The sequence below is a fragment of the Kitasatospora sp. NPDC058115 genome (genome assembly GCF_042884635.1).
In the GTDB taxonomy this organism is placed as follows: Bacteria; Actinomycetota; Actinomycetes; order Streptomycetales; family Streptomycetaceae; genus Kitasatospora.
The window spans coordinates 147,940-160,303 of the sequence record NZ_JBHVTL010000022.1 but is presented as its reverse complement, the minus strand read 5'-3'; the positions used below and the strand labels follow the sequence as shown (position 1 = coordinate 160,303).

Sequence of the window (12,364 nt, the reverse complement as noted above, 5' to 3'; positions counted from 1 at the left end):
ACACTGTCCGCCAACGTGATCCCCGTGACCGGCACCGTCCCGGTGTTCGTCACCGTGATCCGCCAGTACGCCGTCGCACCCGACGCCACCGTCGTGGCCTTCGCCCACGGACCCGGACCACCGTCGACGCAGTCGGCGGCGTCGGCCGAGGTGCAGACCTCCTTGTTGATGCTCAGCTCCGGCAGCGGCGGCGGTGTCACGTCCACCGTCGCCTCCGACGGCGGCGTGGTGACCGTCTCCCCACCCTGACCCGGGAACGACGCCGTCACGGAGTTCACCGTGTGCTGCGTAACGTTCGTCAGATCACAGAACACCTGGTGAGAAGCGCCCACCGCCAGGTCGAACGTCCCCGCAGCGGTCACGCACGACGGCGAGACACTGTCCGCCAACGTGATCCCGGTGACCGGAACGCTCCCGGTGTTGGTCACCGTGATCCGCCAGTACGCCGTGGCACCCGACGCCACCGTCGTGGCCTTCGCCCACGGACCCGGGCCGCCGATGGCACAGTCGGCGGCGTCGGCCGAGGTGCAGACCTCCTTGTCGATCGCCAGCGACTGCACGTCCACGATCGCCTCGGACGGCGGCGTGGTGATCGTCTCCCCGCCCGGGCCCGGGAAGGACGCCGTCACGGTGTTCACCGTGTGCTGGGTGACGTTCGTCAGATCGCAGAACACCTGATGGGACGCGCCCACCGCGAGATCGAACGTCCCCGCAGCGGTCACGCACGACGGCGAGACGCTGTCCTCCAGCGTGATCCCGGTGACCGGGACGGTCCCGCTGTTGGTCACCGTGATCCGCCAGTACGCCGTGGCGCCGGGGAGCAGCGTCGCGTTCTTCGCCCAGGGGCCGGGGCCTCCGTCGACGCAGTCGGCCGCGTTCGCCGAGGTGCAGACCTCCTTCTCGATCTTCAGTTGCGGCGCGCACTCCGGTCCCGGGGTCACCTGGAGGGTGACGGTGTTGGAGGTGACGGGGGTCCCGCCGTTGGTGACGGCGGACGCCTGGTCGGTGATCGAGGTGACGGCGCAGTCCGTGGCGACGGTGGTCCGGTAGCAGATCTGCGGGGCGTCACCGACGAAGGTCACCTGCATCACCGGATGGTTGTCCGGGGTGAAGGAGGCGCCGCTGACGAGGTCGATGTTGCCGATCACCTGGATCGGCTGGTCGGCGATCGGGACGGAGGAGATGTCCGCCGTGCCCGTGGCCGGGTCGAACGGGAAGGTGCCGAGGGGGGTGCCGTCGGCGGCCAGCACGGTCACCGTGGACTGGGCGAAGTCGACGGTCGTCGGGTCGATGCCGGCGAGGCTGACCGTCCCGTAGGACCGCACGTGCCCGGTGGCCCCGTCGCAGTAGTACGCCGACGGGTTGATGGTGGCCTGGGCCTTGGTCTTGAGGCAGGGCGAGGCGCCGGTGACCGGGTCGATCGAGAACAGGTAGCCGGTGTCACCGAGGCTGTACTTGCACTGGCCGTCGTAGGCGAAGCCGTACGGGCGGGTGTCGCCGCCGTTGACGTTGAGCGGCCCGTTCACGATGCCGTTGGTGCCGTACTGGGTGCAGGGCGCCTGGGTGTTCCAGTCGTAGCAGTACTCGGTGCTGTTGGAGGTCGGGGTGATGCCCCGGTAGATCCAGAGCGGGAACTCGGTCTCCAGGTGCCCGTTGGGGGCGACGATGGTCAACGGCACCTGGAAGTTGGCCTCGCCGAGGGCGACGTTGGTCATGAGCAGCGTCTGCAGGCCGGGCGGCGCGGCGATCGGATTGCCCGTCAGGTCGAAGCAGACGACGGTGCCGACCGGCGGGACGACCTCCTGGTAGAAGCCGCCGACCGCGGTGCAGACGCCGAGGACGGTGCCCGCCGCGTCGTACGTCTCGAAGATGTTGTCGGCCCGGGCCGGCTCGGTGCCGGTCGGGGTGACCACGGTCTTCGGCACGGCCCAGCCGGTGCAGGCGGTGTTGGTCGACGGGTCGAAGCAGGACATCACCGTGGGCAGCGGGGCCAGCGTGTTGTCCGTGACGTAGATCTTGCCGTTGACGACCCGCATGATGCCCGCGTAGTCGCCGCTGAAGACGTCCTGGCCCTCGTTGGGCGGCAGGCCGATGCCGAAGGTGCCGCAGGAGGCGTTGGTGGCGGGGTCGAAGCAGAGGATCTCGCCGGTGCCGGAGACCGCGTAGATCAGCTGGTTCGGGGCCTGGACCACGCCGCCGACGACCAGTCCGGTGCCGGTCTGGAGGGCGGTGAAGCCGCAGCTGGCCTGGGTCTGGAGGTCGATGCAGCCGACGCCGATCAGTCCGAGGGTGAGCCGGCTGATCGCGGCGTAGTACAGCTTGGAGCCGATCTGCACGTAGGTCGGGGTGCGGGTGCTGCCGAGGTCGCCGGTGGTCTCTCCGGCCACCGAGGAGTTCAGCGCCTGGGGCCAGACGGCGGGGGCGCCGCTCGGGGTCGGGCAGGGGCCGTTGGTGAGCAGGTCGGTGCAGACCACGCTGGCCTCGTTGGAGAACCCGTGGTGGTAGATGTTCCAGGCCTCGGGCGTGGGGACGCCGTTGATCGTGGCGGTGTAGAGGATGGGGGTGAAGCCGTCGCCGCCGGTGGCCGTGTTGACCGGGGTGAGGGGCGGCGGGATCTGGACCACGTCACCGGTGGCCGGTCCCGAGAGCCTCGGGTTGGTCGCCCGGACGGCGTTGGTGGCCGTGCCCGGGTCGGTGGCGGCGAAGGTGGTGCCGCCGTCGGTGGACCACTGCTTGCTGTAGCCCGGCGGCACCTGGAGCGAGCCGGGCACGTAGGTCTGGGCCTGCGGGGTGCTGCCCGGGCCGCCCTGGATGACGTCGGTGACGGTGGTGGAGACCGGGACCGTCTCCGGGTTGGTGGCGGAGACCACCCAGCGGACGGTGTCGCCGTGGGCGGTGGTGGTCGTGCTGCCGGTGGCGAGGTCGGTGCCGGTCTTCTCCAGGGTCACCGGCTGCTGCCGGCCCTGCCGGCCCGCTTGGGGGTCCGCCGGCCGCGCCGCGGCGGGCCGGTCGGCCGCCGTGGCGGCGCGGCCGTCGGCGGGTCCGGCGGCGAGGGCCGGGGCGGTCAGCGAGGCGACGGCCGCCGCGAAGGCCGCCAGCAGGGTGACGGCCCGGCCCGGTGGCCGGCGGGCGGAGCGTCCGTCAGGTCCGGGGCCCTGGGGCGGGGGTGTGGGCGGACAGCGCGTCATCAGAGGTCCTTTCGACCCTGCGCTCACGTGCCGGGGAGGCGGGGAAAGGGAGCCAGAATGAGCGCAGTGCGACTTGATGATGTTCTGATGAACTGTCCGGAGTGTCCGACGTGGCCCAGGTTCACTCCCCGGCCGCTCAGGAACACTCCGACGGACGCACGCGCCGGACGGCGGCCGGTCGGGCGGGCGGCGCTCCGCCGGGCGGAAACCCGGGGCGGGCGGTGCTCGGAGCGGCGGCGCTCAGGTGAGCGGCGCTCAGGTGAGCGGCGCTCGGGCCGGCGGCGCTCAGGCCGGCGGCGCGGCGAACCGGCCCCGGCCCGCCTGCACCGCCCAGCCGCGCGCGACCAGGCGCTTCGCCCGCGCCCGCACGCCCTCCACGGCGGAGGCGGTCAGCTCCAGTCCGAGCAGCCGGGTCAACTCGTGGGCCTGCAGGCTCGTCCGCGAGTCGTTCAGGATCTGCGCCAGCCGCCGGTAGATCCCCGGGAGCGCCGTCAGGTCCATCCCGGGCTCCCGCACCGGCACGGTCACCCGGATCCCCGCGCCCGGCCCGGCGCCGGCCGCGACCGCCCCGTCCGCCGGGGCGTCCGCGGGGGCGGCGCCGCCGGACCGGCCGGCCCCGGCGGGAGCCGCCGGGCCCGCGCATTCCGCGAGGTCCGGGCGCAGCGCCCGCAGCGCCCGCCGCATCGTCTCCCGGGCACCGGCCAGCCGTGACAGCTCCTTCTCCACCTCCCCGAGGGCGATGGCCAACTGGGCCGTCTCACAGCGAAGTCGTTCGACCTCGCGCCACGCCCATTCCTCCAGGTCCTCCACGAGCCCCACCGTCGACGGCATCAGCAACCTCCGGGACAACGAAAGAGACCGGCCACCCCGTCTCTCCGGCACCGCCGGAGTTCACGAGCACGCGGGAGGAGGGTGGCCGACGGCGACGGGTGACCGGGGGTCGACCCCGGCACCCGGTCGCCGATCGGACGGATGTGCGCCGGGCACCCCCGGCGCCGTGCGGGTGCCCCGTCAGACGAGGGCGGGACCGGGAACGCGGGCCGGCGGCTCCTCGACGGACGGCTCGATGGCCAGATGCGGGAGGCGGCGGTCCAGCCACTCCGGCAGCCACCAGTTGGCCTTGCCACACATGTACATCACCGCCGGCACGAGCACCGTCCGCAGCACGAAGGCGTCCAGTGCCACGGCGGCCGCGAGGCCGACACCGAACTCGGCGATGCCGCGCTGGCCGGTGAAGATGAAGGCGGTGAACACCGCGATCATGATCAGCGCCGCGGCGGTGATCACCCGTGCGGTGTGGGTCACGCCGGCCAGCACCGACCGGGCGTTGTCGCGGGAGATCGCCCACTCCTCGGCCATCCTGCTGACCAGGAAGACCTGGTAGTCCATGGAGAGGCCGAACAGGACGGCGAGCACCAGCTCCGGCAGGTAGCCCTCGATCGGGCTGGGTGCGCCGAGGCCGAACAGGTCGGTGCCCCAGCCCCACTGGAAGAAGGCGGTGAGGACACCGAACGAGGCCGCCGCCGACAGCAGGTTGAGCACGGCGGTGACCGCCGGGATGAGCAGGCTGCGGAAGGCGAGGACGAGCAGCAGGAAGCTGAAGCCCACGATGGTGATCAGCAGCCAGGGCAGCTTCTCACTGGTCACCGTCGCGAAGTCGATGAAGGTGGCCGTCAGCCCGCCGACGTACACCTGGAGGGAGGTGCCCTGGGTGTACTGCGGGACGACCGTGTCGCGCAGGTGGTTGATCAGGTCGGAGGTGGCCTCGTCCTGCGGGGCCGTGGTCGGGATGACCTGGGTGATCACGATCGACGAGGTGCTGCCCTCCGCGGTCTGCGGGGGCGCGCTCTCCACGGCGGCCACGCCGGGCACGGCGGCCAGCGCCTGGTCGAGCTTCTCCACCGCGGCGAGGTCGGTCGGGTTCTTCGCCTCGGAGACCAGGACCAGCGGGCCGTTGAAGCCGGGGCCGAAGCCCTTGGCGAGCATCTGGTAGGACTTGTACGTGTGGGTCGAGGTCGCGTCGTTGGAGGCGTCGGCGAAGCCGAGCCGCAGGCTGAACACGGGGGCCGACACCACGATCATCACCGCGAGGCCCAGGACGGTCAGCACCGCCGGGAAGCGCGGCACGATGCGCGACCAGCGCGCCCACAGGCCGTTGTCGCTCTCCGTCTGGACCGCCGTACCGGCCTGCATCGCGCGGCGCTGCTTGCGGCTCAGCACGCGCATGCCGAAGACGCCGAGCAGGGCGGGGAGCAGCGTGACGGCGGCGACCACGGTGCAGACCACGGTCATCGCGGCCGGGACGGCCAGGCCGTTGATGAACTCCAGGTTGACGCTGAGCAGGCCGAGCAGGGCGATGCAGACCGTGCCGCCGGCGAACAGCACGGCGCGCCCGGAGGTGTTGATGGCCTGGACGGTCGACTCCTCCGGGTCCAGTCCGGAGCCGAGGCCGCGGCGGTGCCGGGTCACGATGAACAGCGCGTAGTCGACGCCGACGCCGAGGCCGATCAGCGCACCGAGGATCGGGGCGATGCCGTTCACGGACATCATGTGGCTGAGCGGGGCCATCAGCATCATGCCGCTGCCCACGCCCGCCACCGCGGTCACGATCGGCAGGGCCATCGCCAGCAGCGATCCGAAGGCGATCAGGAGGATGACGGCCGCCGCGATGATGCCGATCGCCGAGGCGTCCGACGCCGGGGTCTCCTCCGCCGCCGTGATGCCCTTGCCGCCGAGCTCGACCGCGAGGCCGGGCTGCTGCGCCGCCGTCGCGGCGTCGATCACCCGCTTGATGTCCGCCTTGTCCAGGTTGTCGGCGGCCTCGTCGAAGTTGACCGTGGCGTAGGCGGTGCGCTTGTCCTGGCTGACCTGGATCTGGCCGCCCTCGGCGTAGGGGCTGACGACCGAGGCCACCGCGGGCATGTGCGAGACGTCGTTGAGCATCGCCGACATCCGCTGCTCGATGGCCGGGTCGGTGACGGCGCCCTCCTTCACCTGCCACACGATCTGGTCGGAGTCACCGGCCTGGGACGGCGCCGCCCGCTGCAGCAGTTCCTGAGCCTTGCCCGATCCGGTTCCCGGCAGACTGAGCGAGTTGTCGTACGCCGTCTTCACGGCCCCCGACATCAGCGCCAGCCCGATCAGGAGCCCCACCCAGGCGATGATCACGACGAAGCGGTGGTGATAACACCAGCGTGCAAGGGTTGACATGATTCTCCGTTCCCTTCAATTCAGTGCCCTATCGTCCGGTTCCGCGCCGCCGCCGTCTCCGGCCGGCCGCAGCGGTTGCCCGGGGCGTGACCGCGCCATCCGGCGCGGCGCACGGCTTCGCCTACTGCGTTCGCAGTAGGCGGGATCGGGAGGGGCGAGGGAGCGGGCAGCCGTCACCCCGCTGTCGCGGGGACACCGCGGCAACGGGGCGGGACGACGGGGGTCAGGGCCGGGGACGCGGTGCGTCCACCAGCCCCGTCTGGTAGGCGAGAACGACGAGTTGCGCCCGGTCGCGGGCGCCGAGCTTGGTCATGGCGTGGTTGGCGTGGGTCTTGACGGTCAAGGGGCTGAGCATGAGCTGGCCGGCGATCTCCGCGTTGGACATGCCCTCGGCGACCAGCGCGACGACCTGGCGCTCGCGCTCGGTGAGCGTGGAGACCAGCGGGGAGGGACGGACCGGCTCGCTGTCGTGCAGCGTGAGGAACCTGGTGATCAGGCCCCGGGTCGCGGACGGCGAGAGCAGCGCGTCGCCGCGGGCCACGGTGCGGATCGCCTCGATCAGGACCTCGGGGCGCGCGCCCTTGCCGAGGAAGCCGCTGGCCCCCGCCCGCAGCGCCTCGAAGAGGTAGTCGTCGACCTCGAAGGTCGTCAGGATCAGCACCCGCACACCGGCGAGGCTGTCGTCGGCGGCCATCCGCCGGGTCGCGGCCAGCCCGTCGAGCTCCGGCATCCGGATGTCCATCAGCACGACGTCGGGGCGTTCCGCCTGGGCGGCCCGGACCGCGTCGTGGCCGGTGGCGGCCTCGCCCACCACGGTCAGCCCCGGTGCGCGGTCGATCACCAGCCGCAGGCCGGCCCGGACGAGGGCCTGGTCGTCGGCGATGACCACGCGGGTCGGCGCCGAGACGGCGGAGGCCGGCGGGGCGGAGACGGTCCCGTTCACACGCCCTCGATTCCGGCCGCGCGCAGCGGGAGCTCGGCGAACACCCGGTAGCCGCCCTCGGGCCGCGGGCCCACCGCGAGCCGGCCGCCCACCGCGGTCACCCGCTCCCGCATGCCGACGATGCCGTGCCCGCCGACCGCGCCGACCCCGACCGTGGCGGGCGCCGCCGGGCGCCGGCTCCCCCAGGCGACCGGCTCGCCGTCGTCCTCGACGGCCAGCCTGAGCGCCCCGGGCCCGTACCCCAGCCGCACGGTCGCGGGGACGCAGCCCGCGTGCTTGCGGATGTTGGTCAGCGACTCCTGGATGACCCGGTAGGCGGTCAGCTCCACCGCCTCGGGCAGCGGCCTGGCCTGGCCGGTCACCTCGCGGGTGACCTGGAGGCCCGCGCCGGCGAACGAGCAGATCAGGTCGCCGAGCCGGTCGAGGCCCGGCACCGGCTCGGTCGGCTCGGCGGACTCGGTCGACCCGGGCTGGCGCAGCAGCCCGACCGTCAGCCGCAGCTCCTCCAGGGCCTCCGCGCTGGCCTGCTGGATGTGGGCGACCGACTCCAGGGCCTGGGTCCGGTCCTCGTCCTCCAGCAGGTAACCCAGCGCGCCGGCCTGGACGTTGATCAGCGCGACGTGGTGGCCCACCGCGTCGTGCAGCTCCCGGGCGATCCGCAGCCGCTCCTCGGCCACCCGGCGGTTCGCCTCCTCCTCCCGGGCCCGCTCGGCGCGCTTGGCGCGCTCCTCGGCCTCGGCCACGTAGGCGCGGTGGCTGCGTGCGGCGCTGCCGGTGGTGACGGCGAGCGCCGCCCACATCACGATGATCACGCCGGTGATGCCGGGGTGGGTGATGAGCGAGGCGACGAGCAGGGTGGCCTTGACGGGGACGCCGACCATGAGCGTGCGCACCGGGGAGGAGTCCAGCGCGACCCAGTACAGCGCGCAGAAGAGCGCGAGCAGGGTCAGCGGGTAGACCATCCCGTCGGCCATCAGGACCACCGAGCCGATGACGGAGACCGCCACCGTGCCCAGCGGGAAGTGCCGGCGCACCGTCAGGGACGCGTAGACCAGGGCGGTCACCGGCCAGCTCAGCGGCCAGTGGGTGCCGGTGTGCACGGCGACGGGCACGGTGGCCACGGTGAACAGCACCATCGACCCGATCGACGAGAGCAGCAACAGCAGCTGCTGCTTCGCCATCAGCCTGTTCCAGGGGATCATGGCGGCGGTCAGCACGAGCGCTCCTCCATCGACCGGGGTTCCTTGACCACGTGCAGCAGCACGACGCCGAGCCACGGGCCGCCGTACCAGTACTCGGCCCCGAGCGGACGCGGCGTGCCCGCGCCGAGGTGCTTCGCGTACTGGGCGGCGGCCCACCAGAAGTCCGCGACGAGCAGCTGCCCGCCGGGGCGCAGCACCCGCATCGCCTCGTCCAGCGCGCGTTCGCGTTCCTCGCGGGTGGGGATGTTGTGGATGACCAGCGCGCTCGTCACGACGTCGAAGGAGTCGTCGGCGAACGGCAGCGCGGTGATGTCGGCGGTGTGCACCGCGACCCGGCCGGCGACTCCGGCCGCGGCGGCGTTGGCGAGCGTGACGGCGCTGTCGTTGCCGCTCTGGTCCTCGCGGGACCAGAGGTCCGCGCCGTCGGCGTGCCCGGCCGGCAGCCGCCGGGCGGCCGCCACCAGGACCGCGCCGCGGCCGCACCCCAGGTCCAGCAGCCGTTCGTCGCCCTTCAGGCCGATCCGGTCCAGTTCCCGCTCCCAGACCCGCAGCTTGCCGCGGAGCGTGGTGTGCAGGTAGACGCCGGCGGAGGCCAGCAGGGCCGCTCCGGCGGCCGCCGCCGGGCCCCGGCCGCGCCGCCGGCGGGCGGCGGCCAGCACGCACGCCGCCCCGGTGACGGTGGTGGCGGCCAGGAAGGCCGGCGCGTCGACACCGTACCGGGGCGGGCGGAGCCGCGACGGCAGGGCGCCGATGAGGTTCTGGGACACCTCCGCAGCCTCACAAGTGCGGCTTCGCGTTGTCTTGGAGAAATGTTCCCGCAACACGGGGCGCGCCGTCGGCGCCGGTCCGTGCGACATGCCGCCGAGCCCTTCCGTCGTGTCCGTGCCGCGCCGCCCTAGTGCCCGCCGGGCGCTTCGTGGCCCTTCTCGGCGGCGGAGGTGCCCGCCGAGGACAGCGCCAGCGCGGCGAGTCCGGCGACGAGCATCAGGCCGCCGTTCACCAGGAACGCGGCGCGGTAGCCCTGGACCAGCGCGTCCAGGCGGCCGCGGTCGGCCGCGTGGGTGGTCACCGTGGAGGCGATGTTCACCAGCACGGCGAGGCCGACGGCTCCGCCGATCTGGCGGGAGGTGTTGAGCAGCCCGGAGGCGGCGCCGGCGTTCTTGGGCTCGACGCCGACGGTGCCGCTGATGGTGACGGCGAGGAGCATCAGGCTGATGCCGAACCCGCCGACCAGGTTGGGGCCGAGGATGTGGGTCAGGTAGGTCGAGTCGGTGGAGATGGTGGAGAGCCAGACGATGCCCGCGGTGGCGATGAGGCCGCCGGCCACCAGCAGGGGCCGGGGGCCGACCACCGAGATGAGCTTGCGGGAGGTGAGGCCGCCCACGATGAAGATGAGGGTGATGGGCAGCATCGCCATGCCGGTGCGCAGCGCGCTGTAGCCGAGCACCTGCTGGCAGTAGAGCGAGAGGAAGAACAGCAGGGCGGTCAGCGTCACGCCCAGGCAGAACATCAGCAGGTTGGCGATCCGCAGGTTCCGCGGCCGGACGAGGTCCAGCGGGATGAGCGGGTGGGGGCTGCGGGCCTCGGCGACCAGGAAGGCGGCGAGCAGGACGACGGCCGCGATCAGGGGCAGCACGACGCTCGGCGAACCCCAGCTCTCGGTGGAGGCCTCGGAGAGCCCGTAGGTGAGCGCCCCGATGCCGAGGGTGACGCAGAGGGCCCCGACCAGGTCGAGCCGGCTCTCCGCGGCCAGGGCGGGCGGGAGCACCAGGCGCGCCCCGACGGCCAGGAGCACGATGCCGACCGGGACGTTGACGAAGAACACCCAGCGCCAGCTCAGTTCGGCGGTGAGCACGCCGCCGAGGACCACGCCGATCAGGCCGGCGACCCCGCTCATCATGCTCCACAGCGACAGCGCGCGCTCGCGCTCCTTGGCGTCGGTGTGGGTGGCGGTGATCAGGCTCAGGCTGGTCGGGGCCAGTGCGGCGGCGCCGGCGCCCTGGGCGATCCGGGAGCCGATCAGGACCGCTCCGCCGGGCGCCAGTCCGCCGACCAGGCTGGCGAGGGTGAAGAGGAACGCCCCGAACAGGAAGACCCGCTTGTGCCCGTAGAGGTCGCCGGCCCGCGCCGCCAGGAGCAGGAAGCCGCCCAGGGTGACGAGGTAGCCGCTGACCACCCACTGCTGCTGGCCGGTGGACAGGCTCAGCCCGGTGCGCATGTCCGGCAGGGCCACGGTGACGATGGTGGCGTCGAGCACGACCATGAACAGGGCGAGGCAGGACATCGCCACGACCACGCCGAGCGGCACGTTCGGCCTGAGAGCAGGGGGTGCGGCCGCGACTCGGGCCTCGGACATGACGTCTCCTCAGTAGCGACCCAAGGGTGAACAGTGTTCACTAGTGAACAGTGTTCACTCTGAACGGTGCTCAAGATAACCTCGGGCCCAGGGGGTGTCAATCGATCTGAAGGAGAGTCAATGCGCCTGCGCAAAACCGACGTTGTCGACGAGGCGCTGCGCTTCCTCGACGCCGAGGGACTGGACCAGCTCACCATGCGCAAGCTCGGTGCGGCGCTCAACGTCCAGGGCGGCGCGCTCTACCGGCACTTCCCGAACAAGGAGGCCCTGCTCGACGCGGTGGCCGACCGGATCGTCGAGGGCATCGGGGACCCGCTGCCCGACGTCCCCTGGCTCGACCAGCTCCGCATCCTCGGCGGGCGCCTGCGCGGGGCCCTGCTCGGGCGGCGCGACGGCGCCCGGGTGGTGGCCGGCACCTTCGCGCCCGGGGCCAACACCATCATCGGCTCGGACGTGGCCGTCCAGGTCCTCTGCCGGGCCGGGCTGCCCCCCGCCCAGGCCGGCTGGGCCGGCTTCGCCCTGTTCTACTACGTGCTCGGCCACGCCATCGAGGAACAGGCCCAGTTGAGGCTGCCGCCCGAGCACGACTGGCGGGTCCGCACCGAGCGGCTCGACGTCCAGGTGTCGCCGCAGTACGCGGCGGCCCTGGACGCGCTGGCGGGAACGGACCCGGCGGAGCGGTTCGCCTTCGGGCTGGACCTCTTCCTGGAGGGCCTGCGCCATCTGCGGACGACCCGGCCGCCGCAGCCGGCGTGAAGCCGTCCGGCGCCGCCGTCCGCCCGAGGCCGGCGGCGGCGCCGCTCCGGCGGTGCGAAATGATCCAATGCGACATTTCCGCACTCAAATTGACAATCAGTCAACAACGCAGATGACCCGCCGCGCCGGCGGACCCGCCCGCGACCGCGGGCGTCCGCGCCACCCCGGCCACGCCCCGCCCGCACTCCCGCCCGGCAACGGCGCTGGTCAGACGGGCGGCCGGACGCCGCTGCCCCCGGGCCACCCGGAAGCCACGGAGATCACATCCACGGTTGGGGCCCTGAGCCATTTGCATTCATCCTTGACCTTCATTATCAAGCCTGGCTATCTTATGTTCGATTTTGGGCTCGACCGCTTGCAGTGACGGGTGCACTCGCGATCAGACGGCCCGTCCAGTGGCCGGTCGGCCCGGCGCACGGGCTTGATCTGCAACGATTCCGGTACGGACGAGGAAATTGACCCGACTTCGCAGGCGTAGGGGGGTGAGTGTCATGCAGGTCGGCGACCACGGAACGGGGGTTTCGGTGCCGGTCGTCATCGCGCCCGGACACGCCGGAGCCGGGTCCAGGAGCTAGCGGCGAGAACACCTCCCGGCCGGAGGCCGGGTGCGCCGCCATGCCCTCTCCCGCCGGGCAGCCGCTCGTCGGGGCGGGCCGGGGAGAGCTTCGAATTCGAACATCAGAACAGTCTTACGGTCGTCATGCGCGGC

The 12,364-nt window shown here is 72.5% G+C and carries 8 protein-coding genes; 1 reads left to right on the top strand and 7 read right to left on the bottom strand.

Annotated features, from left to right (window positions below; all coding sequences use genetic code 11):
- The 7 genes from ACFVVL_RS23680 to ACFVVL_RS23650 form a co-directional block, all read right to left on the bottom strand.
- Positions 1 to 2,948 (bottom strand): hypothetical protein (locus ACFVVL_RS23680; protein WP_387678304.1); only part of this gene is annotated, 2,948 nt, incomplete at its 3' end.
- Positions 2,949 to 3,473: 525 nt separating this feature from the next.
- The gene (locus ACFVVL_RS23675; RefSeq protein ID WP_387678301.1) at positions 3,474 to 4,019 is read right to left on the bottom strand and encodes a hypothetical protein; all 546 of its coding nucleotides are present in this window, start codon (positions 4,017 to 4,019) and stop codon (positions 3,474 to 3,476) included.
- A 180-nt stretch (positions 4,020 to 4,199) separates the two neighbouring features.
- On the bottom strand, positions 4,200 to 6,398 hold the full coding sequence (locus ACFVVL_RS23670) for an MMPL family transporter (protein WP_380296836.1): 2,199 nt from the start codon (positions 6,396 to 6,398) through the stop codon (positions 4,200 to 4,202).
- Between the two features lie 223 nt (positions 6,399 to 6,621).
- Positions 6,622 to 7,341: a response regulator gene (locus tag ACFVVL_RS23665; RefSeq protein WP_380296834.1), complete on the bottom strand. Its 720-nt coding sequence runs from the start codon at positions 7,339 to 7,341 to the stop codon at positions 6,622 to 6,624.
- On the bottom strand, positions 7,338 to 8,558 hold the full coding sequence (locus tag ACFVVL_RS23660; protein WP_380296832.1) for a sensor histidine kinase: 1,221 nt from the start codon (positions 8,556 to 8,558) through the stop codon (positions 7,338 to 7,340). Before ACFVVL_RS23660 ends, ACFVVL_RS23665 begins: the two co-directional genes overlap by 4 nt.
- On the bottom strand, positions 8,552 to 9,310 hold the full coding sequence (locus ACFVVL_RS23655; protein WP_387678296.1) for a class I SAM-dependent methyltransferase: 759 nt from the start codon (positions 9,308 to 9,310) through the stop codon (positions 8,552 to 8,554). The genes ACFVVL_RS23660 and ACFVVL_RS23655 overlap by 7 nt, the downstream gene beginning before the upstream one ends.
- A 128-nt stretch (positions 9,311 to 9,438) precedes the next feature.
- Positions 9,439 to 10,899 (bottom strand): MFS transporter, encoded by a 1,461-nt coding sequence (locus ACFVVL_RS23650; RefSeq protein ID WP_387678293.1) that lies wholly within the window; start codon positions 10,897 to 10,899, stop codon positions 9,439 to 9,441.
- A gap of 120 nt (positions 10,900 to 11,019) precedes the next feature.
- On the opposite strand from ACFVVL_RS23650, the gene ACFVVL_RS23645 reads away from it, so the two are divergent.
- The gene (locus ACFVVL_RS23645; protein ID WP_387678290.1) at positions 11,020 to 11,655 is read left to right on the top strand and encodes a TetR/AcrR family transcriptional regulator C-terminal domain-containing protein; all 636 of its coding nucleotides are present in this window, start codon (positions 11,020 to 11,022) and stop codon (positions 11,653 to 11,655) included.
- The last annotated feature ends 709 nt before the right edge of the window (positions 11,656 to 12,364 follow it).

Bases quoted from the DNA above. Each gene is read 5' to 3' on its own strand.
- ACFVVL_RS23675 (WP_387678301.1), bottom strand. From the start codon at position 4,019: ATGCCGTCGACGGTGGGGCTCGTGGAGGACCTGGAGGAATGGGCGTGG.
- ACFVVL_RS23670 (WP_380296836.1), bottom strand. From the start codon at position 6,398: ATGTCAACCCTTGCACGCTGGTGTTATCACCACCGCTTCGTCGTGATC.
- ACFVVL_RS23650 (WP_387678293.1), bottom strand. From the start codon at position 10,899: ATGTCCGAGGCCCGAGTCGCGGCCGCACCCCCTGCTCTCAGGCCGAAC.
- ACFVVL_RS23645 (WP_387678290.1), top strand. From the start codon at position 11,020: ATGCGCCTGCGCAAAACCGACGTTGTCGACGAGGCGCTGCGCTTCCTC.